Source organism: Aurantiacibacter suaedae, assembly GCF_005434915.1.
Taxonomy (GTDB): Bacteria; Pseudomonadota; Alphaproteobacteria; order Sphingomonadales; family Sphingomonadaceae; genus Alteraurantiacibacter; species Alteraurantiacibacter suaedae.
Genome location: NZ_SKCG01000002.1, coordinates 372,084 through 398,762, shown reverse-complemented (window position 1 = coordinate 398,762; position 26,679 = coordinate 372,084). Strand labels below are relative to the sequence as shown.

Genomic DNA, 26,679 nt, shown 5'->3' with positions numbered 1-26,679 from the left:
TGATGACGTACACGTTCGATTCCACCGTTCTTCGAGAATACGACATCCGCGGGATCATCGGAGAGACCTTAGGTGCGGACGACGCGCGGGCGATTGGCAAGGGCTTCGGCACGCTGATCAAGCGTGCGGGTGGCTCGATGGTGGCGGTGGGCTACGATGGCCGTGTCAGCTCGCCGATGCTCGAACATGCGCTGGTGGAAGGGCTCACCAGCACAGGGGTTAATGTGCGCAAGGTGGGCATGGGGCCCACCCCTATGCTCTATTACGCCGAGGCCTCAGCCGAAGATGTGCATGGCGGCATCCAGATAACCGGCAGCCACAATCCCGCCAACTACAACGGCTTCAAGATGGTATTTATGGGTCGCCCGTTTTTCGGGGCGGACATCCTGAAGCTGGGCGAGATGGCTGAAGCGGGCGACTGGGACGTGGGCATCGGCGAGGTCGAGACGCTTGATGTCCTCGATGACTACATCGAGCGGATGCTGACCGCGCTCGCCGGGATCGACGAGGGCGCCCTGTCGAAGCTGCGCGTCGGCTGGGACGCGGGCAACGGCGCCGCTGGCCCCGCGCTCGAAAAGCTCGCCGCGCGTCTGCCGGGCGAACACCACCTGCTCTATACCGAAGTCGACGGGAATTTTCCGAACCATCATCCTGACCCCACTGTTGAGGCCAACCTCGAGGATCTGCGCCAGCTTGTCGCGGAGAAGAACCTCGATTTCGGAATTGCTTTCGATGGCGACGGCGACCGCATCGGCGCCATCGACGGCGAGGGCCGGGTGATCTGGGGCGATCAGCTGCTGATGATCTACGCCGAGGATCTGCTCAAAGAGCGTGCCGGGGCCACGATTATCGCCGATGTGAAGGCCAGCCGCGCGCTGTTCGACAGCGTTTCGGCCAATGGCGGCAAGCCGCTGATGTGGAAGACCGGGCACTCGCTGATCAAATCCAAAATGAAGGAAACAGGCTCTCCGCTGGCAGGCGAAATGAGCGGCCACGTGTTTTTCGCCGATACCTATTACGGGTTCGACGATGCGCTTTACGCCGGTATCCGTCTGATCGCCGCTGCGGCGCGGCTGGGCAAATCGGTCACCGAGCTGCGCGGCTCGATGCCTGACATGCTCAACACCCCCGAAATGCGCTTCCAGGTCGATGAAAGCCGCAAGTTCGCCGCGATTGACGAGGTGAAGGAGCGTCTCGCCTCTGCTTCCGGGGTCGAGGTCAACGCCACCGACGGTGTGCGCGTGAACACGCCGGACGGCTGGTGGCTGCTGCGCGCCTCCAACACGCAGGACGTGCTGGTCGCCCGCGCCGAAAGCGATACGCCCGAGGGCCTCGACCGTCTGATGGCGCAGATCGACGAGCAGCTTGCGGCCTCGGGCCTCGAACGCGGCCCGCAGGCGGGGCACTGAGGGCGAAGTCGATGAAACGTCTCGCCCTGCTCGTTGCGCTGCTTGCTGCACTGGCCATGCCTGCGCCAGCCCTGGCGCAACCTGCCGACCCCGATCTTATGGCGGAGCGGGCAGAGGAGCTGGGCGAGATGTTCCCCGTCGAGCCGCTCACTGCCGAACAGGAAGCGCGCTTGCCTGCCGCGACCGCGCTGGTCGAAAAGATCATTCCCCCCGGCACCATGGGCGAAATGATGATCGGGATGTTCGAGGGATTCTTCAGCCCGGTTCAAGCGATGGAAGGGAAAGCGGGCAAGCCGCCGCTGGCCAAGCTGCTGGGCATTTCGCGCGGCCAGCTGGTGGGCGTGAACAGCGAGGCCGCTGCCCGTGCCGCCACGATGCTCGACCCTGACTGGCAGCTGCGCAAGGAGCGCGAGGCCGAAGCTCTGCCGCGCGCCATGAACGCGATGATGAGCGCGATGGAGCCGACCATCAAATCCGCTATGGCCGAGATGTATGCGCTCCATTTCGATGCCACCGAACTGCGTGACATCGACGTGTTCTTCTCCACTGAAAGCGGCGCGGCCTATGCCCGCAAGAGCTTCATCATGACGGCGGACCCGCGCTTTGCCGGGCTCATGATGGAGGAGATGCCGGAAATGTTGGCTGGCATTGCGGATATGAGAGCCGAGCTGGAAGAGGCCACGGCTGATCTTGCCACCCCGCGCAGCTGGTACGAGCTGGATCCTGCCGAGCAGGCCAAGCTGGCCGATATGCTCGGCATGACCCGCGAAGGGCTCGAAGCGAGCATGAGCAGCTACGAGGCGGAGGGCGCATACGACTATTGATGCGAGCAAGGGGCTGCGAGGCCTTTTAGCTTATCGGGCAAGGCCCCATCTTGGCGGCATGATCTGCGCCACCTTTGCCTTTGAAGGCCTTGATCGGATTACCGGTCGAGGCTCTGCGCATCCGGGCTTTCCTACGCCGGGGGCGCTGTGCTGTGCTGCGGCCATGGCCTCCCATCTCTTCCTCACCCGCTGCTTTCATCGTTCGCGGCACGGGGCGAAATTGGGCGCGCAGGATTTTCCTCTCAGGACGGTGTCACACCTGTCACACCTTGTAGGATCGGGGGAGCGCGCTTGAGCGACCCGGCCATCCCACCCGAGATCGCCGACTGGTTCGCTGGCCGCGATTGGCGCGTACGGCGACATCAGGCCGAGATGCTCGCCGCCGCCGATAGCGGCAGGCACGCGATGCTGGTGGCCGACACCGGCGCGGGCAAGACGCTCGCCGGGTTCCTGCCCACGCTGGCGGCCTTCTGCCCCTCACGGCTCGCTGGCGCAAAGCCGCCCGAGGGGCTGCATACGCTCTACGTCTCGCCGCTGAAGGCGCTGGCGCATGACGTGCAGCGCAACCTCATCACCCCTGTCGAGGAGATGGGGCTAGAACTGCGCATCGAGACCCGCAGCGGCGACACTCCATCCGACCGCAAGAAGCGCCAGCGTGCCCGCCCGCCGCATGTGCTGCTGACCACGCCCGAAAGCCTCAGCCTGCTGCTCAGCTACCCCGACAGCTTCATGCTGTTTGAGGGGCTAAAGCGCGTGGTGATCGACGAGATCCACGCCTTCGCCACCCAGAAGCGCGGCGACCTGCTGGCGCTGGCGCTTTCGCGCTTGCAGGCGATTGCGCCCGAGATGCAGCGGGTAGGGCTCTCCGCCACGGTGGCGGACCCCGAGGGCTATCGCGGTTGGCTCGCGCCCTGGGGCGACCTCGATAGCGTCGCACTGGTGGAGGGCGAGGAGGGCGCCGATCCCGAGCTGGAGATCCTGCTGCCCGATGGCGAGCGGGTCCCCTGGGGCGGCCATGCCGCAACCTGGGCAATCCCCCAGCTCTACCGCCGGATTGCGGAGAACCGCACCACGCTGGTCTTCACCAACACCCGCTTCCTCGCCGAGTACGTGTTCCAGAACCTGTGGGATGCGAACGAGGACAATCTGCCGATCGGCATCCACCACGGCTCGCTGTCGAAGGAGGCGCGGCGCAAAGTCGAAGGCGCAATGGCGCGCGGCGAGCTGCGCGCGCTGGTCTGCACTGCGAGCCTCGACCTTGGGGTCGACTGGGGCGATGTCGATCTGGTGGTGCAGATGGGCGCGCCCAAGGGCTCGTCGCGGCTGTTGCAGCGGATCGGCCGGGCGAACCACCGGCTCGACCAACCGAGCCGCGCGCTGCTGGTGCCGGGCAACCGGTTCGAGTTTCTCGAAGCGACGGCGGCGCTCGATGCCGTTCACGAAGGCCAGCGCGACGGCGAGGACTTCCGCCCCGGCGGGCTCGACGTGCTGGCGCAGCACGTGATGGCCTGCGCCTGCGCCGCACCGTTCGACGAGGCGGCGCTGCTGGCCGAGGTCCGCTCGTGCCTCCCCTATGCCGGGATCGACGCCGAAGCATTGCGCCGCGTGCTCGAGTTCGTCGCCACCGGCGGTTACGCGCTCAAGGCCTATGACCGCTTCCGCCGGATCGTGCGTGATCGCGATGGGACATGGCGGCTCACCCACCCCGAGCAGGCGCAGCGGCACCGGCTCAACGCCGGGATCATCGTCGATAGCGAGATGCTCGATGTGCGCTTCCGCAACGGGCGCTCGCTCGGCAAGGTGGAGGAACGCTTCGCCGCTTCGCTGCGGCCCGGCGACACGTTTCAGTTCGCGGGGGTGAATGTCGAGGTTGAGTCCTTGCGCGACATGGAACTGGTGGTGCGCGCGAGCAGCAAGGCGGCGATGATCCCAAGCTATGGCGGCCTGCGTCTGCCGCTTACGACCCATCTGGCCGGCCGTGTGCGCGAACTGCTGACCGACCGCGCGGGCTGGGGCCGCTTCCCCGACGACGTGCGCGAATGGCTGGAGGTGCAGGACTGGCGCAGCCAGCTGCCGGGGCCGGATACGCTTCTGGTAGAAACCTTCCCTCATGCTGGGCAGCACTATGCGGTGTACTACACCTTCGCCGGATGGAACGCGAACCAGTCGCTGGGGATGCTGATTACCGCGCGGATGGAGGCACGCGGGCTGATGCCCGGTGGCTTCGTCGCGAACGACTACTCGCTGGCGGTCTGGGGCCTGAAGCGGGTCGACGATCCGGCGCCGCTGCTCTCGCCCGACATTCTCGCCGAGGAGTTCAGCGACTGGGTCACGCAATCGCACCTGCTACGCCGCGCCTTCCGCGAGGTGGCGGTGATCGGCGGGCTGGTAGAGCGCCAGCAGCCCGGCAAGCGCAAGAGCGGGCGGCAGGTCACTTTCTCGACCGACCTCATCTACGACGTGCTACGCAAGCACGAGCCCGACCACGTGCTGATCGAGGCGGCCTGGGCCGATGCGCGCGCGAAGATGACCGATGTGGCGCGGCTGGCCGAGGTGCTGGATACGGCGGCAGAGCGGCTTGATCATGTGGTGCTCGAGCGGGTCAGCCCGCTGGCGGTGCCGGTGATGGTGATGATCGGGCGCGAAGCCGTACCGCAAGGTGCGCAGGACGATGAACTGCTGCTTGCAGCAGAGAGCCTGGAGGGCGCGGCAATGCGGGTCGAGCCGCTGGCCTAGCAACCTGCGATTGCGCGGCCAAGTCGGGAGATCGCTCGACCTCGACAGATTGCGCCACTACGCTCGACTGCCTCCCTCTTCTTTCCACCGCCAATCGACGCAGACGTTCGGGCGTCAATTTCGATTCCAAGTTTTGGGCAAGGCATTGCTACATGCAAAAAAGGGGCCGCCGAAGCAGCCCCTTTTCCATTGTCGCTTTCGCGCTGAGGACGAGCGATCAGCCCTTACTTCAGCCCTTGCCGAACTGGCGATACTTCTCGTTGCCGACGAAGCCGAACTTGGTCACGCCGCTGGCCTTGATGATGTTCAGCACCTTGGCCGACAGATCATAGCTGGCATTGGCTTCCGGTTCGAACTGCAATTCCGGCTCAACCGCAAAACGCATCGACTGTTCCAGGTTGCGAACGAGCTCGCCCTGGTTGATCGCGGTGCCGTTCCAGAGGATCTCGCCGTTCGGGGTCAGCACGATCTTGTTCTTGATCGGATCGACCTGGTTCGGCGGCGGCGGTTCGTTGCTGGCGACCGGAAGGTCGATATTGACCGCGTGCGTTGCCACGGGGATGGTGATGATGAACATGATGAGGAGCACGAGCAAGACGTCGATCAACGGCGTCATGTTCATTTCCATCATCGGGGCGCCATCATCCTTGCCACCTGACATTGCCATAGGTTGTTACTCCTGATTCCTGCCCAGTTCCGATCAACCGTTGGGGTCGACCGGGTTGGAGATGAAGCCCACGGTCGGATAGCCGGCCGCCTGGACGTTGAAGATGGTGCCGGCCACGCAGCGCCACGGAGCGTTGACGTCACCGCGGATATGAACCTGCGGGATCAGTTCCGGGTTGGACATGATCGCATCGACGCCGCCAGCTTTCTGCACGATGTTATCGAGACGCGAGAATGCACGATCGTAGAGTTCGCTCGAATCGACCAGCGTGGTGTTGTTGAAGAACACACGGCAATCGCCGTTGCGATCGGCACCGGCATAGCTTGTGCGCAGGGTGCCGGGGGTCCGGCCCTCAGCGTCGGTGGTGGTCACCGTGATCAACAGATTCTCCACCTTGTCCTTCGATTCCTGCGAAACGAAAATCGGAACCTCGAGCTTCTCGACCGTCTGGATGGCCACGGGAACGGCAATCAGGAAGATGATCAGCAACACGAGCATCACGTCCACCAGCGGAGTGGTGTTGATGTCGGCCATCGGCTTGTCGCCGCCACCGCCTGTCGAAATAGCCATATGACTTGTCCTATCTCAAAATTGGGACGGAGGCGGCGGTCCTGTGCAAGGCGCGCAGGGCCCGCCGCCGATTTTCCGCTTTAGCTATCAGGCCTTCTTCGGGGGCACGCCACCGGCGGTGGTGGCGGGCTTGGTGGCAGCAGCCGGCTTGGCAGCGGCCACGGTCACAGCCGGCTTCACGGCGCCGTTCGACGTGATGTAGGCCTGCAGGTCGGTCGAGAAGGCGCTCATAAGTTCGCCGATCTTCTTGTTGCGGGCCTGCAGCCAGTTGTAGGCGAACACGGCCGGCACGGCGACGAGCAGACCGATCGCGGTCATGATCAGGGCCTCACCAACGGGACCGGCGACCTTGTCGATCGAGGCCGAGCCGCTCATGCCGATGTTGATCAGAGCGCGGTAGATACCGATAACCGTACCGAGCAGACCGACGAACGGAGCGGTCGCGCCGACGGTGGCGAGGAACGACAGGCCGCCGTTCAGCTTCGAAGTGATCGAATCTTCCGAGCGCATCAGCGAGCCGTGGAGCCAGTCATGTGCTTCGAGGCTGTTGGGCATCTTGTCGTGCTCGGCCTGGGCCTTCAGGCTGTCGTCGACCAGCTGGCGCCAGGCGCTGTTCTTCTCGAGCTTGCCGGCACCTTCGCTCAGCGTGTTGGCACGCCAGAAGCCCTGACGGACCGCCTTGTACTGGTTCAGGATCTTCTTCTGTTCCATGTACTTGGTGATCAGGATGTAGAACGAGCCCACCGACATGATGATCATGATGGCAAGGATCGCCCAGGCGACGGGGCCACCTTCTTCCAGGGCCTGCACGAAGCCGAATTCGGTGGCGGGCGCTGCTTCACCGGCGGCAAGAATGTTCATAAGCATGCGGATCAGTCCTCTTCGTAAGAGATAAGTTGAATCTGTTGAGTTAGCTCAGTCGGTAGACGATCGTCAGCGAATCGCTACCGGAGGTGGGGTTGCCAGCCGCATCGAGGGCGGGGTCGTAGCGGGCATACCGCTCCATGCCCTCACATGCCGCCTCGTCGAGAACGGATTCACCGCTCGAGGCAGTCACGCGGCAGGAGGTCACACGGCCTTCGCCATTGATCGTAACCGCGACACCCACGTTGCCTTCGATCTCGCGACGGATGGCGCGTGAAGGATAGGCTTCCTGAATACGGGCGGCCCAACGGTTGAAACCGTCACGCTGAGCAGCACGCGCCTGCGAAGGCGGGGGCGGCGGAGCCGGCGGCGGTGCAGCCGGAGCCGGCGGCGGAATAATGCGCGCAGGCGGAGCCGGCGGCGGAATCCGCGGCTGAGTCACGATCGGCGGGGGCGCCGGCGCGATATTGATCGGCGGCGGCGGCGCAACCGGCGGCGGCGGCGCCGTATCAGGTTCCGGCGGAGGCGGGGGCTCCTCCGACGGCTCGGGTTCGGGCTCTTCAATATCGACCGTGGTCACACGCTCGACCACCGATTTGACCGCCGAATAGGCAAGTCCGGTGACCAGCGTATAGCCAATGACGACATGAATGAGGCCAACGATGATAATCGCGAATATGCGACTACCGCTCATTTGTTGGTCAGCGTAAGCCATCCAGTCCCATCACTCCATCTCAAACACGCCATGCCCACATAGGGGCCTGGCCCTCAGGGCCAGCAACCAAGGTGTGGTATGCTGGCCACGCTCGTTTCAAAAATGTCCGGCCAAAACCGACACCACTTTCCCCTTTGCAGCAAACCTTCATGGAATGTGCAATGCTAAGGCACCAGTAATCTTATTTTGTTAGCCGGGCCGTTTGGCGAGGGTGTAACGGCGATGTTCGGCATGGGCAAACGCTTTATCCGTTCACCTGCGATTCACTCGCGCGTCATTTCATTGTGCGAAACTGGCGTGTTGCTATGCCGCTGAATCATCGCCTGGAAAGGAACGCGTCAATGCCCGCCCACCCATTGATTATCTCGAAAATTCGTATGGTTAGCGCGATCTTAACGGCTGCTCTCGCGGTCTCCGGGTGCGTGAGTTCGGGCACGCGAGGCAGCTCTGGCGAGGCCATTTCGGCCGAACTTCCGCCAGAACGCGCGCCAACCTATGCCGACCTCGTCGATCATGCGCTGGAAGCCGAGATTGTCGGGGTAGTTTTCGTTGACGATCAAGTGGTTGTGCCGGCCGAGCGGGCCCCCAATCTCGCGCCTGGGCAGGTGAGATTGTATGTCGAATCGACAATTCAGAGATTATTGAAATCCCCCGCACCTTTGGGCGAATCGTTGAACTTTCTTGTCGATAAGATGCCAAACATGGACGGAGAATTGCCGCGAATCACCCGTCAGGCGTTCGTTTTCTTCGCCGACCCGGTGCCCGGACAGCCAAGTTCGGTGCAATTGTTGTCTTCCGATTCGCTGATTCCGGCAGGCCCGATGATCGAGGCGCGGCTTGAAAAGGTTCTGAGCCAGCTTGCGGCAGGCGATACGTTGCCTGCGATTACCGGCATTAAGGATGTGATTTCGGTTGCGGGCAATCTCGCCGGCGAATCGGAGACGCAGATGTTCATCGAGACCAGCACCGGGGCGCCCGTTTCGGTCAGCGTCGTGCGCCGTCCCGAGATGGCGCCGCAATGGGGCGTGTCGTTGGGCGAGATCGTCGATCAGGACGCGCTCCCGCCCGCACCCGAAACGATTGCCTGGTATCGCTTTGCCTGCGAACTGCCCGAGCAGCTTCCTGCCGAGGGTTATCTTCAGACCGATCGCGCCTCGCGCCGGCAGGCGCAGGAAGACTATGCCTTCATCAAGCGTGAGCTTGGGCCGTGCGAACGGCGGCTTGGCTGAAAAACGGTCCACTTGCGGTGATCCGGGCCTAGCCATGGCCCGCGCCGGGCTTTAACGCGCCTGCATCAAGACGAAGGCCCGGCATCGGTGCCCGGGCCGATGGTTTTCGAAAGAGGGCACTACATGGCGGACAGCTTGCGGATCGCATTGGCAGGGCTGGGTACGGTTGGCGCGGGAGTTATCCGCGTCCTCACCGAGAACGGCGATCTTATTGCTAGGCGGGCGGGGCGTCCGATCGAGATCGTCGCCGTTAATGCGCGCGACCGCAGCAAGGATCGCGGCGTCGACCTGTCGGGCTACGACTGGGAAGACGACATGAGCGCATTTGCGACTCGCGACGATGTTGACGTGGTGGTCGAGCTGGTCGGTGGGTCGGATGGTCCGGCGCTGGCGCTGGCGCGCAAGACGCTGGCTGGCGGCAAGGGGCTGGTGACGGCCAACAAGGCGATGATCGCGCATCACGGGATGGAGCTGGCCGAAGCGGCGGAGCAGGCAGGCGTGCCGCTGCGCTATGAGGCGGCCGTGGCTGGCGGCATCCCGGCGGTGAAGGGCTTGGGCGAGGGCGCGGCGGCCAACCGGATCGAGCGCATCTACGGCATCCTCAATGGCACCTGCAATTATATCCTCTCGCAGATGGAGGGCAGCGGCGCCGACTTCGGCGACGTGCTGAAGGATGCGCAGGAGCTGGGTTACGCCGAGGCTGACCCGACCTTTGATGTCGAGGGCGTGGACGCGGCGCATAAGCTGTCGATCCTTGCCTCGCTTGCTTTCGGCACGCGGCTCGATTTCGATGCGGTCGACTGCTCGGGCATCAGCGCGATCCGCGCCGCCGATATCGCGCAAGCCGACCAGCTCGGCTTCGTGATTCGGCTGATTGGCCTTGCCGATTGCACCTACGACGAGATGGGGTGCCACCTGTTCCAGCGCGTCGCCCCTTGTCTTGTCGCGAAGGATCATGCGCTGGCCGGGCCGAAGGGGCCGACAAATGCGGTGGTGATCGAGGGCGATCACGTGGGCCAGCTGCTGCTTCAGGGCGCGGGTGCCGGCATGGGCCCGACCGCCAGCGCGGTGGTGGCCGACCTCATCGATATCGCGCGTGGCTTCAACCCGCCGCCGCTCGGCCTGCCCGCCACGATGTTGCAGCCGAGCACTCCGGCCGATCCCGCTGGCCGCCACAACCGTGCCTATATCCGCTTCACCGTGGCCGACCGCCCCGGCGTGCTGGCCGAGATCACTGCGGCGCTGCGCGATGCCGAAGTCTCGATCGAGAGCCTGATCCAGCACGGCAAGCCGGGCGAGGATGGCGAGCCGGTACTGGTGGCCATGGTTACGCACGAGGGGCCGGAAGGTTCGGTCGCAAAGGCGCTCGATCTGCTGGCGGGCAGCCCGGCGCTGACCGAGGCGCCGCTGGTGATGCGCCTGATCGACTGAGGCTGGCGCACCGATACCTTATTATATAGGCGATATGGGAAAGGGGCGGGCCACGTCGGGCCGCCCCTTTCTTTATGCCGGTAGCTGCCGTTCGTGTGCGCGGCGTGCGCCCGTTGCATCGCGGGCGGCAAATGCGCCCAGCGCTCCGCCCAGTAGCAGGAGGGAGAGGTTCACCGCCAGCGCGATGCCGGTGCCCATGCCATGCCCGGCCACGGAGGCCGCGAAGGCCAGAATCAGCGCGATGGCAGATTGCGCGAGCACGATCCGGTAATCCGCTTTCACCGTCTTCGGGCGGGCGACAAATGCGCCCAAAGCCAGCAGCCAGACCGCGAGGCAGACGGGCACGACAGCGGCCCCGAAGTCGAGCGTGGCAGTCAGCGTCGCCAGTGCCAGACCGGCGGTGAGCCCGGCAGTCATCCCGCACCAGGCAGCGCGCAGGCGCGGAACCGGGCGGCCCTGCTGCTCGCGGCGGGCGAACCAGATTTTCATGCCCGAACTCGTCACCCAGGTCAGCGCCAGCGCCATGACGAGATAGAACGCCTTGACCGGATAGCCGCCGAAGGTGCCGAAATGCAGCGGGCTGACCATGGCCAGTGCGCGGATGCCGCCGGGCGCACCTTCGCCGCCGTAGCTTTCAACGAATTCGCCCGCGTTGCGGAACATGAGGGCGCGCCGTCCGTCGAGCGTTGCATCGTCGGAGAGCCTGATCTGGGTCACGCCGCCGGCATTGGCGGGCTGGTTCACGAGCACAAAGTCGATGGGTTTGCCGCGTTCACGTGCCTCGGTGACCATTTTTGCGATCGGCGGGAAGCCGTCCAGGGTTCGCCCTTCCACCGGCTGCAGGCCCTGAATGCTGGCCAGTGCCCGCTCCTGATCGCCATCGTAGGCGACCATCGCCACTGCCCCGACGATCAGGCCTGCCAGGCCGAGAAAGCCGCCGGTGAAGGTCAGCACCAGATGGAACGGCAAACCCCAGACCGAGAGCCGATTGTGCATGTCGGTCCAGGCGATGCGGCGATTGCGGTCGATCCGCAGCTTGAACGCGTCGCGCACGATCGAGGGATGCGCGAGGATGCCCGACAGCACGAGGCTGAACATACAGACCCCCAGCAGCCCGACGAGGTAGCGGCCCCAGGGGCCAGGCAAATGCAGCGCGACGTGAAGTTCTTCGATCAGGTGCGAAAGCGGCGATGCCGCCTCGCCCAACAACTCTCCGCTGGCGGGATCGGCCATCCAGTCTGTCGTAATGAACCGATTGTCCGCGTCGCGTTGATTGAGCCTGACCATCACGGCGGGAGCAAATTCGCTCGGACCGTAGGCAACCACGTTCTGCACCTGGCCATTAGGCACGCGTTTGGCAAAGGCAGCTTCGAGAGCGGTCTGATAGGCCTGCGGGGTGGCGGCCTCGGCTGTGGGTGCGGAGCTGTTTTCCCACACTGCGATCTCGTCGGCGAACACGGTGAACGCCCCGGTCAGCGAGACGACATAGATCAGCGCCGCGAAGACGAGGCCAAGGATCGAATGCGATTCGATCATCCGCGATACGAAGCGGCCATTTGCGGACTTTTTCGCCGCCACAACTTTGTTCTGCTGGTTCATAGTGCGATGAAGATCCCGGCGAATAGGGCGATCATGAGCAGCGGCACGCCGATAACGCGTGCAATGGCGAGGTCGGCCGTCGCATGGAGGGCGCCCACCGCCCAGATCACGGGAATGATCAGGCCGCCGAACATCAGCCGGTTGACCTCGTCCCATGGCAGCTTGGTTGCCGCCACAGCCCCCACGGCCAACGCCGCCAGAAGATAGAGCGGCCCGGCGGACACGAGGCGCAGCGCCAACCCGAGCTTACCGCCCCTGTGTGCCTTCGCCGTGCTGCGCTGGCGGCGAAAACCATCCGTTCCAATATGGGAGGCTTGCGCCAGCCGTCGCAGGAAGAAGCCATAGGCGACGAGCGACGCGGTGATGAAAGCCCAGGCCAGCCCCTGCGCGGTGCCGAACTGGCCCGTCATCAAGCCCGCTGAACCCACCAGCAGCACGAAGCCAAGCCAGAACAGCAGGCGGCTGTGTCCGGATTTTTGCGCCTGTGACCAGGCTCCAATCCCGAGCACCTGCGCCCCAAAGCCTGCGATCGCGAGCATCATTTCATTCCCCGAAAGTCGATAGCGAATGCTCTAGAGGCGAACTCGAAGCTTGTAAATGATACGTAGTCGCAATAGCAGGCCCGCGAATCGGTACCACGCTACAAGGAGTCTTCATGCGAATCGAACTCGGGGGTGCATCGGCGCTCGTCATTGCCGCACTCACAGCCAGCAGCGCCGCAGCGCAAACTGCCGATGGTAGCGATAAAGGCGACATGATTATCGTCGAGGGGCAGAAGATCGATCAGTCGCTGCAGCAGGTGACGGCCAGCGTCGACGTGACGACGGCGGAGGAAATCGAGCGCGAGCCGGTGACCGATCTTTACGACATCATCACCCGCGTCCCCAATGTCACCGCCGCCTTCGGCGAGCAGGGCTTCGCGATCCGCGGGATCGACCAGCGCGGCATCGGCGGCAATGGCGCTACGCTGACCGTCTATGTCGACGATTCCCCGCTCGGCAATCAGACGACCTTCTTCGGCCCGACCGATAGCTGGGACCTTGGCCAGGTCGAGGTTTATCGCGGGCCGCAGTCGACAAACTTCGGCCGCAATGCGCTTGCCGGTGCGATCTATTTGCGCACCCGCGACCCCAGCTACGAATGGGATGTCCGCCTGCGCGGTGAAGTGGGAGACAACGGCCAGCGCCAGGTTGCCGCCGCCGTCGGCGGGCCGCTCGTCGACGATGCCATCGCCTTTCGCGCTTCGGCAAATTACCGCGAAAGCGACGGGTTCATCTACAATACCTTCCTCGACGAAAATGCCGATGCGACCGAATTGAAAACCGGCCGGTTCAAGCTGCTGCTCGAACCCACCGACAGCCTCTCGATCATTTCGACCTCGTCGTATACCGAGAATTTCGCCGGCGAAGACAGCCTCGACCCGACCAACGGCAACCCCGGCGTGCCGCTGGCGGCCGAAGATGTAAGTCGCGAGGTGGCCTACGACACCCCTGGCCGTGAAGGCACCGAGAGCTTCATCCAGTCGGTCAAGGCGACCTGGGACCTGTCCTCGCTCGTCCAAGTCCAGTCGATCACCACCTATCAGAGCACCGATTATGTCCGCCAGGAAGACTTCGATGTCACGCCTGCGCCCGTCGCAGCGCTGGACCGGACCGGGTCGGACGAGGCATGGTCGGAGGAGTTTCGCGTCAAATATCTCGGCGATCGCCTGTCGGCGGTGGCCGGGTTTTATTTCTTCACCAACGAGGATGGGGTCAGCGATAGCTTTGTCGTGCCCGCCACCATCGTGAATCCGGGCCTGCCGCCGAGCATCCTGTTTTCCCGTACTTCGCAAGCTACCAACGAAACCACCAACTTTGCCTTGTTCGGTGACGGCGAATATCGTTTGTCTGAGCGCTTCGATCTGCTGTTTGGCCTGCGCTACGACAACGAAGAGGTCCGCAACATCGCCACGGCAATCACAGATGCCGTCGATCCGTTGCCGCCCGGCTTTGAATTTCTCGCGCCGTTGCTCGGCACCGAGACCAGCACGGTTGAAGCGCAGTACGAGGCCTGGCTGCCCAAGCTGGGTCTGCGCTGGAACGCGAGCGAGGACACAAATCTCTCTTTCGTTGTCCAGCGCGCCTATCGTGCGGGCGGGGCCGAGATCAGCGTACTCGACGGCTCGGCGAACACCTTCGATCCCGAATACATGTGGAATTACGAAGTGGCGGCGCGAACCACGATGATGGACGGGCGTCTGCGCTGGAACACGAACATCTTCTACTCCGACTGGAAAGACCAGCAGGTGAGCGAGCCAGTGCCCGGCTTCTCCACCTTCTTCACCACGGTCAACGCCGGCAAATCGACGCTGTATGGCGTGGAAACCGATCTGTCCTTCGATGTTACCCGCAGCCTGCAGGTTTACGGCGGCCTCGGCTATTCGTTCACCGAGTTCGATGACTTTCCCAACGGCAATTACGATCCGAGCCTGCCGGAAGGCGAACGCAACCAGCCCAACTTCGCTGGCAACCGGTTTGCTATTGCCCCGCGCTGGTCGGGCAATTTGGGCGTCGCTTATCGCGCGGCCAGCGGGTTCTTCGGCGGCATCGATGCGAGCTATCAGTCAGCGGTTTTCAATTCGGCGGAAAACTTCGCGGTCAACGAGTGTTGCGAGCGCGTGCTGGCGAATGCCCGAATCGGCTATGCATGGGAAAATGTCAGCGTCAGCGCCTATCTGCGCAACGCGCTCGATGAAGAGTACTATGCCTTCATCAACTCTGCCGTGTCGGGCGATGAAACTGCGCGGCTGGGCGATCCGCGGACCTTTGCCGTGCGGCTCGATCTCGATTTCTAGGGCGCCGACCCGGGCATCTGTTGGGGCGCGGGCATGTCTTGTGCGCGATAGACGTGCTCGGCTTCCTCGGGGGTAAGCGCTTCGGGAATGGCGTCGAGGTCGATCACGTGGATCGGCGGCGGCGCCCAGCCTCCCCGGATACAGGCCGTCGCGTTACCGGTGACCCAGCATGGCGGTTCGCGCAGCCCGTAGAGCCGATCGATCTGCGGATCGACGGGAGCCGGCAGGACCGACATTACCTTTTGCGTTTCCTCTCGCCGCCTTTCGATTGGGCCACACACCACAATGGTATCGGGTTGCATCGCATCGGATTGGCATTCTTCCGGTCTGGCCAGATCCTGGCGCAATTGTTCGCGCTGTCGGGTTGCCAGCTCTGCTGCACTTGTCGAGCGGCGATCCTGTGCGCGCAACGGCGCATTTGCCGCAATTGCGAAACAGATCGCAGATAGTGCCACGCATCGGCTCGACATAGATTCGATCCCAACCTAAGCGATAAGTAACAAGGCCATGAGGGATGAACCCAATATGACAGACAAGACCGTCACCAGCGAAAGTGTTCTCGACCGGGTACTCGTACTCGAAATGGTCCGCGTGACCGAGGCGGCCGCCATCGCCGCCTCCAAGCTGATTGGCCGCGGCGACGAAAAGGCTGCCGATGCTGCCGCCGTCGAAGCTATGCGCGAGGCTTTCGACACCTTGTATATCGACGGCACGGTGGTGATTGGCGAGGGCGAGCGCGACGAAGCGCCGATGCTCTATATTGGCGAGAAGGTTGGTGGCGCGCCGGGCAAGGGCCCGAAGATCGATATCGCGCTCGATCCGCTGGAGGGCACCACGATCTGTGCCAAGGCCGGGCCGAACTCGCTGGCGGTCTTGGCGGCGGCGGAAGAGGGCGGCCTGCTCAACGCGCCCGACGTCTATATGCAGAAGCTGGCGGTGGGGCCTGGCTATCCCGAAGGTGTGATCAGCCTTGAAAAGAGCGTGCGCGAGAATGTCGAAGCGGTGGCTGCCGCCAAGGGCGTGCAGCCGCATGAGATTATCGTCTGCGTGCTTGATCGCCCGCGCCATGCCGAGCTGATTGGCGAGCTGCGCGAGATCGGCTGCGGTGTGGTGCTGATCGGCGATGGTGACGTGGCCGGCGTAATCGCCACCACCGACCAGGAAACCACTATCGACATGTACATGGGCTCGGGCGGGGCGCCCGAAGGTGTGCTGGCGGCAGCCGCGCTGCGCTGCGTGGGCGGGCAGTTCAACGGCAAGCTGCTGTTCCGCAACGACGACGAACGCGGCCGTGCGCGCAAGTGGGGCATTGAGGACCTCGACCGCATCTACAAGCTGGAAGACCTGGCCAGCGGTGACTGCATCTTTGCCGCGACGGGCGTGACCGAAGGTTCGCTCCTGGCGGGCGTGAAGACGCTGCGCCGCCCGGCTGGCGGCAGCGTGATGACCACCGAGAGCGTGGTTATGCGGGCCTCCTCGGGCACGGTGCGCTGGGTGAAGGGCGAGCACCGGATCGACTGAGGTCGGTCAGGATCGCGCTTTCCCCACAGCACGGCGGCGCGCGCGCATTCGAGCAAGCGATTGCGCTGTTTGAAGGGCGAGCATCTGATCGGCTATGGCCGGTCTGTGCTTTCCCCCGGCGCGCAGGCGCTCGCAGGTTGCAATCATGTGACGCACCGCTAGAGCGTCTCGCATAGGGAATCGCCTGCGCAATCTCGAGGGTTCTGCACCATGAAAATCATGTCCGGCAACGCCAATCTGCCGCTGGCACGCGCCATTGCCGGTTATCTGGAAGTGCCGCTGACCGACGCCAGCGTGCGCCGGTTCGCCGATGAAGAAATCTTCATCGAAATCCACGAAAACGTCCGCGGCGAGGACGTGTTTATCATCCAGTCGACGAGCTTCCCGGCCAACGACAACCTGATGGAACTGCTGATCGGGATCGATGCGCTGCGCCGTGCCTCGGCGCGCCGGATCACCGCAGTGCTGCCCTATTTCGGCTATGCCCGGCAGGACCGTAAGCCCGGTCCGCGTACCCCGATCTCGGCCAAGCTGGTGGCCAACCTGATCACCGAGGCAGGCGCCAACCGCGTGCTCTCGGTCGATCTGCATGCCGGCCAGATTCAGGGCTTCTTCGATATCCCGACCGACAACCTCTATGCCGCGCCGGTGATGGCCGCCGATATTCAGGCGCGTTACGGCAACGAGGATCTGATGGTGGTCTCGCCCGACGTGGGCGGCGTGGTGCGTGCGCGTGCGCTGGCCAAGCGGCTCGACAATGCGCCGCTGGCCATCGTCGACAAGCGGCGTGAGCGGCCCGGCGAATCCGAAGTGATGAACATCATCGGCAATGTCCAAGGCCGCCACTGCATCCTGATCGACGACATCATCGATTCTGGCGGCACGCTGTGCAACGCAGCATCCGCGCTGATGGACCAGGGCGCGAAGAGCGTCGCGGCCTATATTACCCACGGCGTGCTCTCGGGCGGCGCGGTGGCGCGGGTTAACGGGTCGGCGCTGAAGGAACTGGTGATCACCGATTCGATTCTGCCGACCGAGGCGAGCATGGCGTCGGAACGCATCCGCGTGCTGAGCGTCGCACCATTGGTGGGTGAAGCGATCCGCCGCATTGCCGACGAAAGCAGCGTTTCCAGCCTGTTCGACTAGGAGCAAGACGATGCCCGCAGGGATACGGACCCGTCTGAGCCTGCCGCTGCTGGCCATCGCCCTTGGTGCGTGTAGTGCCGGTTTCGCGCAGGAGCCTGCCCCGCAGGCGGGCTGGACCCCGCCTATCGGGCCCAATTCCGTGTTCGACACTGCCCTTGCCGCCGCGCCGGGGCATCGGTTGATCGTCACCGACCTCAATCTCGGCCCAGATGCGGTGGGCGATCCTCATTCGCACCCATGGGAAGAGTTCCTCTATGTCATCGCGGGCGAGGCACTGGTCGGCCTGCCCGGTGCCGAGCCGCAGGTGGTTTCGCCGGGTGAGACCTTCACCATCCCGCCGCGTGTGGTTCACACTCCGAAGGCAGGGCCTGGTGGTGTGCGCGCCATCGTGGTCCGCGTGCATCGGGCTGACGATCCGGTGACCCTGCCCTGATGCGACTCGAAGCCGAAATTGCCCTCGCGCACCGCTTGGCCGAGGCCGCTCGGGCGGAAATCCGCCCGCTGTTCCGCACCGCGCTCGATTCGGAGGCCAAGGCCGATGCCTCGCCGGTGACTATTGCCGACCGCAATGCCGAAGCTGCGATGCGCAAGCTTATCGAAGCCGAATATTCCGCCGATGGCATTCACGGCGAGGAATATGGCGTGAAGGAGGGCAAGTCGGGCCGGGTCTGGGTGCTCGACCCGATTGATGGCACGACCGCCTTCCTCGCCGGCCGCCCGATTTTTGCGACCCTGATCGCGCTCCTGGTCGATGGCTTTCCCGTACTCGGCATGATCGATCAGCCAATCACTGGCGAGCGGTGGCTCGGCGTGACGGGTAAGCCGACCACCTTCAACGGCGAGGTGGTCGCCACGCGCGCCTGCCGCGAACTGTCTCAGGCGGCCATCGCCACGACCGGACCGCACTATTTCAGCCAGGCCGAAGGCGATGTGTTTATGGCGCTTGCCGCCAAGACCAATCACAAGCGCATGGTGATGGGCGGTGACTGCTATAATTACGGCTGTCTTGCCTCGGGCCAGCTCGACATCGTGTGCGAGGCGGGCCTGAAACTGCACGACTTCGCAGCGCTTGTGCCGGTCGTCGAGGGCGCTGGCGGCATGATGTGCGACTGGGCGGGCGAGCCGCTGCACGCCGGGTCCGATGGCCAGGTGCTGGCACTGGGCGATCCGGCGCGTCTCGAAGACGTGCTCGAGGCCATGGGCGGGCACGAGGGGCACAGCCACTAAGGCTTGCACGGCCGATCGTGGCGCTTGCCTTTTATCGGCAATTGTCTAAGAGCGCCCGCTTCACCGACACGTGATTCATCTGCCTGCCTGGCGAAAAGGGCTGCCAGGGCCGGTTGGACGTGTCTCTGTTTAAAGGAGATGAAAATGCCCAAGCTGAAGACCAAGAGCGGCGTGAAAAAGCGCTTCAAGCTCACCGCCACCGGCAAGGTCAAGCATGGTGCCGTTGGCAAGCGTCACCGCCTGATCAACCACAATGCGAAGTATATTCGCCAGCACCGCGGCACTGATGTGCTGTCCGAAGCGGACGTGAAGCACATCAAGAAGTGGGCCCCTTACGGCCTCAACTAAGCCTGCGCGCTAAAGGAGATATACTATGCCTCGCATTAAACGCGGTGTAACCACCCGCGCCAAGCACAAGCGGATTTTGGATCAGGCGAAGGGCTATCGCGGCCGTCGCAAGAACACGATTCGCGTCGCCCGTCAGGCCGTCGAGAAGGCCGGCCAGTACGCCTATCGCGACCGCAAGGTGAACAAGCGCAACTTCCGCGCCCTATGGATCCAGCGTATCAACGCTGCAGTGCGCGCCGAAGGTCTGACCTATTCGCAGTTCATCCACGGCACCAAGCTGGCCGGAATCGAGCTTGACCGTAAGGTGATGGCCGACCTCGCGATGAACGAGAGCGCCGCTTTCGGCCTCATCATCAAGCAGGCCAAGGAAGCGCTGCCCGCCTGATTGGCTGGTTGCATTCTTGATCCAAGCAAAGGGGCGCGTTCGGCTTTGGCCGGGCGCGCCCCTTGCCTTTTGAGACGTGCTGCGAGCACCCAATTTGACAAAGTTTTGGTTGCCAAGCCGTTCAAATGCGGAGATTATTGGCCAAATCATGAGGGCTGCAAACGGCAGCGACTGTTGTAGCGGGGAAAATGACTGGGCACCGGCGGGCCCGGCTTACCGCGAGCGAATAGGGCCTGTGCGTTGGATCATCCTGCGATGGTGTCGTTCACTCTCGATGTGCGGTTTTTCCGCCTGTCCGATGCGCTCGCGCCCTACTTCACTGCGCTCTACAGCTTCGCGCTGACCTGCGAGGACGGCGGACTTGTCGCCGATTCGCTTCACCCTGAATGGGCCGCCATGCGGTTCACCTATGCCGGAACGCCGCCTGCGGCCCGCATTATTCCTGCTGAAATGCAACAATGCCCGCCGTTCGTGGTCAGCGGGCCGACAAGCCGAGCGATCGACTTTCGGCTGAGCACCTCGCGAATTTTCGGCCTCGGTCTCCAGCCGGCCGGGTGGGCACGCTTCGTCGATCAGCCGGCTGCCTCACTAAAGAACGTTATCGCTGACGGCGGCGAGTGCGGGTTTGGCGTGTTCGCCCCGCTGTTGCAGCTGATCGAAGCAGCGGGAGGCCAGGAAGATGCCGCTGCCGAGGCCATCAATGGCTTCCTGCTCGATCTCGATGCTCGCACGCCGTCCGTACCTTCACGCGTGCTGGCTTGTCAGGAAGCGCTGAAGGACGCCGACCTCAGCGACGTAGACGATCTGGCAGAGCGGGTCGGAACCAGCCGCCGCTCGCTCGAACGCTTGTGCAGCGAGTATTTCGGTTTCCCGCCCAAGACTTTGCTCCGCCGTCAGCGTTTCTTGCGCAGCCTTGCCCGGTTCATGCTGGAACCGCGCGGGAGCTGGAGCGAGGCGCTCGACAGGCATTATTACGATCAGCCGCATTTCGTGCGCGACTTCCGCAGCATCATGGGCATGACCCCGTCCGAATATGCGGAAATGCCGCATCCCGTACTCGACCGGATCATCGCCCAGCGCATGGTCGATCAGGGCGCCGTTGCGCAGACCGACCTGCCGACGATCCTGCGATATGGCGGCGGAAAGGCCCCGCGCAGCGTCGAGAAGGCGAAATAGGGCTTGGGGGGCGGGCGCAGGCTCGCTAACAGGCCCGGCTTATCGGCCAATAGATTGCTAGTGAGCATGTCGGAAACACAAACGATCGAACACGACGCGAAAGCGCGCATTGCCGCGGCGGCAGATCTTGCTGCCCTTGAGGCGCTGCGCGTCGAATTTCTGGGCAAGCAGGGCTCGGTCTCGGCGCTGATGAAGACGCTGGGCAAGATGAGCCCGGAAGAGCGCCAGACCAAGGGGCCCGAAATCCAGGCCCTGCGGCAGGCGGTCACCGATGCACTGGCCGCGCGCAAGGATGTGCTCGAAGCCGAGGCGCTGGAAGCGAAGCTCGCCGCCGAGACGCTTGACCTTACATTGCCCGCGCCCGCAGCCACGCGCGGGTCGGTCCACCCGGTCAGCCAGGTGATGGACGAGCTAGCCGAAATCTTCGCTGACCTCGGTTTCGCCGTCGCCACCGGCCCCGAGATCGAGGACGACTGGTATAACTTCACCGCGCTCAATATGCCCGAAAGCCACCCGGCACGGGCGATGCACGATACGTTCTATTTCCCCGACACCGCGCCCAAGGGCGGCAAGATGCTGCTCAGGACGCACACTTCACCGGTGCAGATACGCACCATGCTGGCCGAGGGCGCTCCCTTGCGTATCATCGCGCCGGGCCGCGTCTATCGCAGCGACAGCGACGCTACCCACACCCCTATGTTCCACCAGATCGAAGGTCTGGTGATCGACAAGGGCATCCACCTCGGCCACCTCAAGTGGACGCTCGAGACCTTCCTCAAGGCCTTCTTCGAGAACGAAGACATCGTAATCCGCCTGCGCCCGAGCTACTTCCCCTTCACCGAGCCTTCGGTCGAGGCCGATGTCGGCTTCGAACTGGTCGACGGCAAGCGCGTCCTGGGCGGCAGCGGCGATGCGCCAGGGCATGGCTGGATGGAGCTGCTCGGCAGCGGCATGGTCAACCGCCGGGTGATCGAAATGGGCGGGCTCGACCCTGATGAATGGCAGGGCTTTGCCTTCGGTATCGGCGTCGACCGGCTCGCCATGCTCAAATACGGGATGGACGACCTGCGCGCCTTCTTCGACGGCGATGCCCGCTGGTTGCAACACTATGGTTTCTCGGCGCTGGCTCAGCCGACGCTTTCCGCCGGTGTAGGAGAACGCGCATGAAGTTCTCGCTCGAATGGCTCAAATACTTCCTCGACACCGAGGCAAGCCTTGCCGACATCGCCGCCAAGCTCAACGAAATCGGCATTGAGGTCGAGGGGATCGAAGACCCGGCCGAGGCGCTGGCGGGCTTCCGCGTGGCCAAGGTGCTCACCGCCAAGCCGCATCCCGATGCCGACAAGTTGCAGGTGCTCACGGTCGATAACGGCACCGGCGAGGAGAAGCAGATCGTCTGCGGCGCGCCCAATGCGCGGGCAGGCCTTGTTGGTGTGCTCGGTTCGCCCGGTGCCACGGTTCCGGCCAATGGGATGGTGCTGCGCAAAGCGGCGATCCGCGGGGTCGAATCGTCGGGCATGATGTGCTCGACCCGCGAGCTGGAGCTGGGCGAGGATCACGACGGCATCATCGAATTGCCCGAAGACGCCCCCATCGGCACTGACTTTGCCGAGTACCACGGCGCATCGCCGGTGCTCGACGTGGCGATCACGCCCAATCGGCCCGATTGCATGGGTGTTTATGGCATTGCCCACGATCTGGCGGCGGCCGGCCTTGGCACGCTGAAGCCGCGCAAGAGCTTTGAAATCGAAGAGGCGTTCGACTGCCCGGTCGAGATCCGCACCGACGATCCCGAGGGCTGCCCCGCTTTCTACGCCCGCGTGGTGCGCGGCGTGACCAACGGCGCGTCGCCCGACTGGATGCAGGCGCGGCTCAAGGCGGCGGGCCAGCGGCCGATTTCGGCGCTGGTCGACATCACCAACTATATGTCGCTCGCCTTCGGGCGTCCGGCGCACGTCTATGATCTGGCCAAGCTGACCGGCCCGGTCGTTGCCCGCCGTGCCAAGGACGGCGAGCAGGTCGTGGCGCTCAACGACAAGACCTACACGCTCGATTCCACGATGACCGTGATCGCCGACGACAACAGCGTGCACGATATCGCCGGGATCATGGGCGGGCTCGACAGCTCGGTGAGCGAGAGCACCACCGACGTCCTGCTCGAAATCGCCTATTTCAACCCCGAGACCATCGGCGTGACGGGCCGTAAGCTCGGCCTTGCCAGCGATGCCCGCACCCGGTTCGAGCGCGGGGTCGATCCGGCCTGGCTTGACGAGGGGCTGCAAGGCCTGACCTCGCTGGTCCAGCGCCTGTGCGGCGGTGAGGCGAGCACGGCGGCGCGCGCCGGTTCGCCGCCGAACGAGGCCAAGGTGATCGCCTTTGATCCGGGCCTCACCGCAAGGCTGGGCGGCGTCGAGGTGGCCGAGGCCGAGCAAAAGCGCATCCTAGAAGCGCTCGACTTCGCGGTCGACGGAAGCTGGAACGTGACTGTGCCTTTGCGTCGTCACGATATCGAGGGCGCTGCCGATCTGGTCGAGGAAGTCGTGCGTATCCACGGGCTCGACAAGGTGGCCTCGGTCGCCCTGCCGCGCGCTGACGGGGTCGCCCGGCCCACTGCCACTCCGGCGCAGGCGCTGGAGCGGCGGGTGCGCCGTGCGGCGGCTGGGCGCGGGCTCAACGAGGCGGTGACCTGGTCGTTCCTCCCCGAAGCCGAGGCCGAACTGTTCGCCGAGGGCCCGCTGTGGGTGCTCGACAACCCGATCAGCGAAGACCTCAAGGCTATGCGTCCCTCGCTGCTGCCGGGGCTGATTTCGGCTGCCAAGCGCAACCTCGATCGGGGCGCGACCTCGCTGCGGTTGTTCGAGATCGGGCGGCGCTACTTGCGCGGCAAAGACGGCGCGAGCGATGAGCGACTGACGCTCGGCGTGGTGCTGGCGGGTGACAAGACTTCGCGCGGCTGGGCGACGGGCAAAGCGCAGGCCTTCGATGCTTTCGATGCCAAGGCCGAAGCGATGGCGCTGCTTGCCGAGGCGGGCGCGCCGGTCGACAAGTTGCAGGTAATGGGCGAGGCGGGGGAGCAGTTCCACCCCGGCCAGTCGGCGACCTTGCGGCTTGGCCCCAAGAACGTGCTGGCGCGCTTCGGCACGCTGCATCCGCGCACTCTGGCGGAGTTCGATGTCGATGGCCCGGTGGTCGCGGTCGAGCTGTTCCTCGATGCCATTCCGGCCAAGAAGGGCGCCCTGAGCTTCGCCAAGCCGCACTTCGCGCCGCCTGCGCTCCAGCCGGTGCTGCGCGACTTCGCCTTCCTCGTTCCCGCCGATCTGCCAGCGGGCGACCTGCTGCGCGCGGTCAAGGGCGCGGACAAAGCGAACATCGTCGATGCCCGGGTGTTCGACGTGTTCGCAGGCCAAGGCGTGCCCGAGGGCAAGAAGAGCGTCGCGGTCGAGGTAACGCTCCAGCCGGGAGAGAAGAGCTACAAGGAAGCGGACCTCAAGGCGATTGCCGATGCCATCGTGGCAGCGGCAGCCAAGCAGGGCGCTGAGCTGCGCGGATGAGCGGGCCGGTCAGGATCGCATCGGGCGATCTGGCCGCCACCATCGCCCCCTTGGGGGCCGAGCTGCAGTCGCTCACCGACAGCGCCGGGCGCGAATATATGACCGATGCCGATCCGCGCTGGTGGACCGGCCATGCACCGCTGCTGTTCCCGATCGTAGGGCGGCTCAATGGCGATGCGTTGCGTATCGACGGGCGCGAGTACGCAATGAAGCAGCACGGGTTCGCCCGGCGCATGGCGTGGGAGCTGGTCGAGCAGACTAGTGCCAGCGCCAGGTTCCGCCTTGCCGACGACGAGCAAACGCGCGCGGTCTATCCCTTCGCCTTCGCCATTGTCGCCACCTACGAACTGACCGGATCGACGCTTCTGACGACCATCACAGTCAGCAATCCGGGTGATGAGCCGCTGCCGTTCAGCTTCGGGTTTCACCCCGCTTTCGCCTGGCCGCTTCCCGGCGGCGGCGACAAGCTGGCGCACCGGATCGTGTTCGAGCAGGCGGAGCGCGCGCCGATCCGCCGTCTCGACGCCGATGGCCTGCTCGCGGTCACCGAGCCCTCTCCGGTCGAGGGCAAGCAACTTGCGCTCGCTCCCGATCTGTTCGCCGCCGACGCGATGATCTGGGATGCCCCCGCCAGCCGCCGCCTGGCCTACAGGGGCGAGAACGGGGCGGCGCTCGACATTGCCTATCCCGATCTTCCGATGCTCGGCATCTGGCAGAAGCCCGGCGCGAACTTTGTCTGCATCGAGCCGTGGGCGGGCATCGCCGACCCGGCCGGATTTGGCGGCGATTTCCGCGAGAAGCCCGGCGTGATGCAGCTTGCTGCGGGCGAGGAGTGCAGCTTTCGCATGGACGTAACCGTGCACCCGGCCTAATGCCGCGCGCCATGACTTCCAATCGCCGCACCTTCGCGATCATCTCTCACCCCGACGCCGGTAAGACCACGCTCACCGAAAAGCTGCTGTTGCAGGGCGGCGCGATTCACCTTGCCGGACAGGTCAAAGCGCGCGGCGATGCTCGGCGTGCCCGCTCCGACTGGATGAAGATCGAGCAGCAGCGCGGCATCTCGGTCACCTCGTCGGTGATGACCTTCGAGAAGGATTTCGATAGCGAGACCATCACCTTCAACCTGCTCGATACGCCCGGGCACGAGGATTTCTCGGAAGATACCTACCGCACGCTGACCGCGGTCGATTCGGCGATCATGGTGATTGATGCGGCCAAGGGCATCGAGCCGCAAACGTTGAAGCTGTTCGAGGTCTGTCGCCTGCGGTCGGTGCCGATCATTACCTTCGTCAACAAGGTCGACCGTGAGGGCCGCGATGCCTTCGAGACGCTCGATGAAGTGGCCGACAAGCTGGCGCTCGATGTCAGCCCGCAGATGTGGCCGATCGGGATGGGCGGCCTGTTCGAGGGCCTGCTCGATTTCCGTACCGGCCTGGTGGCGCGTCCCGAGGGCGGCTCGAAGGAATTTCTCGGCAAGCGCGAGGCCGATGCCGCGATCCCTGAGCAATATGCCGAGGAAATCGAACTGGCCAAGGTGGGCTATCCCGAGTTCGATCTGGAGGCCTATCGTAACGGCGACCTCACCCCGGTCTACTTCGGCTCGGCGCTGAAGAACTTCGGGGTCGAGGAGCTGATTACTGCCATTGCGGACTTCGCGCCGCCGCCGCGCCCGCAGCCTGCGGGTGAGGAGCTGATCGGCACCGATCACGGCGAGGTCACGGGCTTCATCTTCAAGGTCCAGGCCAATATGGACCCCAACCACCGCGACCGGATCGCGTTCATGCGGCAGGTCTCGGGCACCTTCAAACGCGGCATGAAGCTGACTCCGAGCGGGCTCGGCAAGCCGATTGCGGTGCATTCACCGATCCTGTTCTTCGCGCAGGACCGCGAGATCGCCGATACCGCCGAGCCGGGCGACATCATCGGCATTCCCAACCACGGCACCCTGCGCGTGGGCGATACGCTGAGCGAGACCAACAAGATCCGCTTCACCGGGCTACCCAACTTCGCGCCGGAAATCCTGCGCCGTGTGCAGCTGAAAGATCCGACCAAGACCAAGCAGCTGAGAAAAGCGCTCGACGATCTTTCGGAAGAGGGCGTGATCCAGGTGTTTTACCCGGTGATCGGCGGATCGAGCATTGTCGGCGTGGTCGGACAGCTGCAGCTCGACGTGCTGATCTCGCGGCTTTCGGCGGAATACAAGGTCGACGCCGGGCTCGAAGCCTCGCCCTTTGCCACGGCGCGCTGGATCAAGGGCAGCGACGCGGCCAAGGACACCTTCGAGAAGTTCAACCAGGGCAACATCGGGCACGACCGTGATGGCGATCTGGTGTTCCTCGCCAAATCGAGCTGGGACGTGGGCTATCAGCAGGAGAAGAATCCTGAGCTGACCTTCTCCGCCACCAAGGAACGCTGAGAAGCTGACGAAGTTGATACGGTGAC

The 26,679-nt window shown here is 64.2% G+C and carries 24 protein-coding genes; 17 read left to right on the top strand and 7 right to left on the bottom strand.

Annotation, left to right across the window (positions count from 1 at the left end):
- The first annotated feature begins 2 nt into the window (after positions 1 to 2).
- From pgmG to E0473_RS08200, 3 genes are all read left to right on the top strand, one after another.
- Positions 3 to 1,409 (top strand): phosphoglucomutase/phosphomannomutase PgmG, encoded by a 1,407-nt coding sequence (gene pgmG / locus E0473_RS08210; RefSeq protein WP_137680387.1) that lies wholly within the window; start codon positions 3 to 5, stop codon positions 1,407 to 1,409.
- 11 nt (positions 1,410 to 1,420) lie between these two features.
- Positions 1,421 to 2,233 (top strand): hypothetical protein, encoded by an 813-nt coding sequence (locus E0473_RS08205; RefSeq protein ID WP_137680386.1) that lies wholly within the window; start codon positions 1,421 to 1,423, stop codon positions 2,231 to 2,233.
- A 291-nt stretch (positions 2,234 to 2,524) separates the two neighbouring features.
- Positions 2,525 to 4,969, top strand: a complete 2,445-nt coding sequence (locus E0473_RS08200) for a ligase-associated DNA damage response DEXH box helicase (protein ID WP_137680385.1) — start codon at positions 2,525 to 2,527, stop codon at positions 4,967 to 4,969.
- A gap of 229 nt (positions 4,970 to 5,198) precedes the next feature.
- On the opposite strand, the gene E0473_RS08195 is transcribed toward E0473_RS08200, so the two are convergent.
- From E0473_RS08195 to E0473_RS08180, 4 genes are all read right to left on the bottom strand, one after another.
- Complete coding sequence (locus E0473_RS08195; protein WP_137680384.1) at positions 5,199 to 5,636, bottom strand: ExbD/TolR family protein; 438 nt, start codon at positions 5,634 to 5,636, stop codon at positions 5,199 to 5,201.
- 33 nt (positions 5,637 to 5,669) lie between these two features.
- A complete protein-coding gene (locus tag E0473_RS08190; protein WP_170308133.1) occupies positions 5,670 to 6,206 on the bottom strand; it encodes an ExbD/TolR family protein in 537 nt (178 codons plus the stop codon).
- 87 nt (positions 6,207 to 6,293) lie between these two features.
- Entirely contained in the window at positions 6,294 to 7,073 is a 780-nt protein-coding gene (locus E0473_RS08185) for a MotA/TolQ/ExbB proton channel family protein (protein WP_137680383.1), read from the bottom strand.
- Positions 7,074 to 7,116: 43 nt separating this feature from the next.
- Positions 7,117 to 7,764: an energy transducer TonB gene (locus tag E0473_RS08180; RefSeq protein ID WP_241657402.1), complete on the bottom strand. Its 648-nt coding sequence runs from the start codon at positions 7,762 to 7,764 to the stop codon at positions 7,117 to 7,119.
- A 443-nt stretch (positions 7,765 to 8,207) separates the two neighbouring features.
- Here E0473_RS08180 and E0473_RS08175 point away from each other — a divergent pair, with 443 nt between their 5' ends.
- Positions 8,208 to 9,014, top strand: a complete 807-nt coding sequence (locus E0473_RS08175; RefSeq protein WP_137680381.1) for a hypothetical protein — start codon at positions 8,208 to 8,210, stop codon at positions 9,012 to 9,014.
- 123 nt (positions 9,015 to 9,137) lie between these two features.
- Positions 9,138 to 10,445, top strand: coding sequence for a homoserine dehydrogenase (locus E0473_RS08170; RefSeq protein ID WP_137680380.1), 1,308 nt, complete (start codon positions 9,138 to 9,140; stop codon positions 10,443 to 10,445).
- Between the two features lie 72 nt (positions 10,446 to 10,517).
- Here E0473_RS08170 and E0473_RS08165 read toward each other — a convergent pair whose 3' ends face one another.
- Together E0473_RS08165 and E0473_RS08160 are read right to left on the bottom strand one after the other, a co-directional pair.
- Positions 10,518 to 12,044: a PepSY-associated TM helix domain-containing protein gene (locus tag E0473_RS08165; protein ID WP_241657401.1), complete on the bottom strand. Its 1,527-nt coding sequence runs from the start codon at positions 12,042 to 12,044 to the stop codon at positions 10,518 to 10,520.
- Positions 12,041 to 12,586 carry a hypothetical protein gene (locus E0473_RS08160; RefSeq protein WP_241657400.1) on the bottom strand — a complete coding sequence of 182 codons (546 nt, stop codon included), beginning with the start codon at positions 12,584 to 12,586 and terminating at the stop codon, positions 12,041 to 12,043. The genes E0473_RS08165 and E0473_RS08160 overlap by 4 nt, the downstream gene beginning before the upstream one ends.
- A 113-nt stretch (positions 12,587 to 12,699) precedes the next feature.
- Between E0473_RS08160 and E0473_RS08155 the strand changes: the two genes are divergently transcribed.
- Positions 12,700 to 14,880 (top strand): TonB-dependent receptor, encoded by a 2,181-nt coding sequence (locus tag E0473_RS08155; protein WP_137680379.1) that lies wholly within the window; start codon positions 12,700 to 12,702, stop codon positions 14,878 to 14,880.
- Here the strand turns inward: E0473_RS08155 and E0473_RS08150 are convergent.
- Positions 14,877 to 15,182, bottom strand: coding sequence for a hypothetical protein (locus tag E0473_RS08150; RefSeq protein ID WP_137680378.1), 306 nt, complete (start codon positions 15,180 to 15,182; stop codon positions 14,877 to 14,879). The genes E0473_RS08155 and E0473_RS08150 overlap by 4 nt on opposite strands.
- A 223-nt stretch (positions 15,183 to 15,405) precedes the next feature.
- Here E0473_RS08150 and glpX point away from each other — a divergent pair, with 223 nt between their 5' ends.
- From glpX to E0473_RS08095, 11 genes are all read left to right on the top strand, one after another.
- Entirely contained in the window at positions 15,406 to 16,401 is a 996-nt protein-coding gene (gene glpX, locus E0473_RS08145; protein ID WP_137680377.1) for a class II fructose-bisphosphatase, read from the top strand.
- Between the two features lie 210 nt (positions 16,402 to 16,611).
- Complete coding sequence (locus E0473_RS08140; protein ID WP_137680376.1) at positions 16,612 to 17,547, top strand: ribose-phosphate pyrophosphokinase; 936 nt, start codon at positions 16,612 to 16,614, stop codon at positions 17,545 to 17,547.
- Positions 17,548 to 17,557: 10 nt separating this feature from the next.
- Positions 17,558 to 17,980: a cupin domain-containing protein gene (locus E0473_RS08135; protein WP_137680375.1), complete on the top strand. Its 423-nt coding sequence runs from the start codon at positions 17,558 to 17,560 to the stop codon at positions 17,978 to 17,980.
- On the top strand, positions 17,980 to 18,774 hold the full coding sequence (locus E0473_RS08130; RefSeq protein WP_137680374.1) for an inositol monophosphatase family protein: 795 nt from the start codon (positions 17,980 to 17,982) through the stop codon (positions 18,772 to 18,774). The genes E0473_RS08135 and E0473_RS08130 overlap by 1 nt, the downstream gene beginning before the upstream one ends.
- 144 nt (positions 18,775 to 18,918) lie before the next feature.
- Positions 18,919 to 19,122 (top strand): 50S ribosomal protein L35, encoded by a 204-nt coding sequence (gene rpmI / locus E0473_RS08125; protein ID WP_137680373.1) that lies wholly within the window; start codon positions 18,919 to 18,921, stop codon positions 19,120 to 19,122.
- Positions 19,123 to 19,147: 25 nt separating this feature from the next.
- On the top strand, positions 19,148 to 19,507 hold the full coding sequence (gene rplT, locus E0473_RS08120; protein WP_119591578.1) for a 50S ribosomal protein L20: 360 nt from the start codon (positions 19,148 to 19,150) through the stop codon (positions 19,505 to 19,507).
- 255 nt (positions 19,508 to 19,762) lie between these two features.
- Complete coding sequence (locus tag E0473_RS08115) at positions 19,763 to 20,683, top strand: helix-turn-helix domain-containing protein (protein ID WP_137680372.1); 921 nt, start codon at positions 19,763 to 19,765, stop codon at positions 20,681 to 20,683.
- A 66-nt stretch (positions 20,684 to 20,749) separates the two neighbouring features.
- A complete protein-coding gene (gene pheS, locus E0473_RS08110; protein WP_137680371.1) occupies positions 20,750 to 21,850 on the top strand; it encodes a phenylalanine--tRNA ligase subunit alpha in 1,101 nt (366 codons plus the stop codon).
- Positions 21,847 to 24,234, top strand: a complete 2,388-nt coding sequence (pheT, locus tag E0473_RS08105) for a phenylalanine--tRNA ligase subunit beta (protein ID WP_137680370.1) — start codon at positions 21,847 to 21,849, stop codon at positions 24,232 to 24,234. The genes pheS and pheT overlap by 4 nt, the downstream gene beginning before the upstream one ends.
- Positions 24,231 to 25,106 (top strand): aldose 1-epimerase family protein, encoded by an 876-nt coding sequence (locus tag E0473_RS08100; protein ID WP_137680369.1) that lies wholly within the window; start codon positions 24,231 to 24,233, stop codon positions 25,104 to 25,106. The genes pheT and E0473_RS08100 overlap by 4 nt, the downstream gene beginning before the upstream one ends.
- An 11-nt stretch (positions 25,107 to 25,117) precedes the next feature.
- The gene (locus E0473_RS08095; RefSeq protein WP_137680368.1) at positions 25,118 to 26,653 is read left to right on the top strand and encodes a peptide chain release factor 3; all 1,536 of its coding nucleotides are present in this window, start codon (positions 25,118 to 25,120) and stop codon (positions 26,651 to 26,653) included.
- Positions 26,654 to 26,679 lie beyond the last annotated feature (26 nt).

Excerpts from the sequence above, each read along its gene's own strand:
- pgmG (WP_137680387.1), top strand. The coding sequence starts at position 3 with ATGACGTACACGTTCGATTCCACCGTTCTTCGAGAATACGACATCCGC.
- E0473_RS08205 (WP_137680386.1), top strand. The coding sequence starts at position 1,421 with ATGAAACGTCTCGCCCTGCTCGTTGCGCTGCTTGCTGCACTGGCCATG.
- E0473_RS08195 (WP_137680384.1), bottom strand. The coding sequence starts at position 5,636 with ATGGCAATGTCAGGTGGCAAGGATGATGGCGCCCCGATGATGGAAATG.
- E0473_RS08190 (WP_170308133.1), bottom strand. The coding sequence starts at position 6,206 with ATGGCTATTTCGACAGGCGGTGGCGGCGACAAGCCGATGGCCGACATC.
- E0473_RS08185 (WP_137680383.1), bottom strand. The coding sequence starts at position 7,073 with ATGCTTATGAACATTCTTGCCGCCGGTGAAGCAGCGCCCGCCACCGAA.
- E0473_RS08180 (WP_241657402.1), bottom strand. The coding sequence starts at position 7,764 with ATGAGCGGTAGTCGCATATTCGCGATTATCATCGTTGGCCTCATTCAT.
- E0473_RS08170 (WP_137680380.1), top strand. The coding sequence starts at position 9,138 with ATGGCGGACAGCTTGCGGATCGCATTGGCAGGGCTGGGTACGGTTGGC.
- E0473_RS08165 (WP_241657401.1), bottom strand. The coding sequence starts at position 12,044 with ATGAACCAGCAGAACAAAGTTGTGGCGGCGAAAAAGTCCGCAAATGGC.
- E0473_RS08160 (WP_241657400.1), bottom strand. The coding sequence starts at position 12,586 with ATGATGCTCGCGATCGCAGGCTTTGGGGCGCAGGTGCTCGGGATTGGA.
- E0473_RS08155 (WP_137680379.1), top strand. The coding sequence starts at position 12,700 with ATGCGAATCGAACTCGGGGGTGCATCGGCGCTCGTCATTGCCGCACTC.
- E0473_RS08150 (WP_137680378.1), bottom strand. The coding sequence starts at position 15,182 with ATGCAACCCGATACCATTGTGGTGTGTGGCCCAATCGAAAGGCGGCGA.
- glpX (WP_137680377.1), top strand. The coding sequence starts at position 15,406 with ATGACAGACAAGACCGTCACCAGCGAAAGTGTTCTCGACCGGGTACTC.
- E0473_RS08140 (WP_137680376.1), top strand. The coding sequence starts at position 16,612 with ATGAAAATCATGTCCGGCAACGCCAATCTGCCGCTGGCACGCGCCATT.
- E0473_RS08135 (WP_137680375.1), top strand. The coding sequence starts at position 17,558 with ATGCCCGCAGGGATACGGACCCGTCTGAGCCTGCCGCTGCTGGCCATC.
- E0473_RS08130 (WP_137680374.1), top strand. The coding sequence starts at position 17,980 with ATGCGACTCGAAGCCGAAATTGCCCTCGCGCACCGCTTGGCCGAGGCC.
- rpmI (WP_137680373.1), top strand. The coding sequence starts at position 18,919 with ATGCCCAAGCTGAAGACCAAGAGCGGCGTGAAAAAGCGCTTCAAGCTC.
- rplT (WP_119591578.1), top strand. The coding sequence starts at position 19,148 with ATGCCTCGCATTAAACGCGGTGTAACCACCCGCGCCAAGCACAAGCGG.
- E0473_RS08115 (WP_137680372.1), top strand. The coding sequence starts at position 19,763 with ATGGTGTCGTTCACTCTCGATGTGCGGTTTTTCCGCCTGTCCGATGCG.
- pheS (WP_137680371.1), top strand. The coding sequence starts at position 20,750 with ATGTCGGAAACACAAACGATCGAACACGACGCGAAAGCGCGCATTGCC.
- pheT (WP_137680370.1), top strand. The coding sequence starts at position 21,847 with ATGAAGTTCTCGCTCGAATGGCTCAAATACTTCCTCGACACCGAGGCA.
- E0473_RS08100 (WP_137680369.1), top strand. The coding sequence starts at position 24,231 with ATGAGCGGGCCGGTCAGGATCGCATCGGGCGATCTGGCCGCCACCATC.
- E0473_RS08095 (WP_137680368.1), top strand. The coding sequence starts at position 25,118 with ATGACTTCCAATCGCCGCACCTTCGCGATCATCTCTCACCCCGACGCC.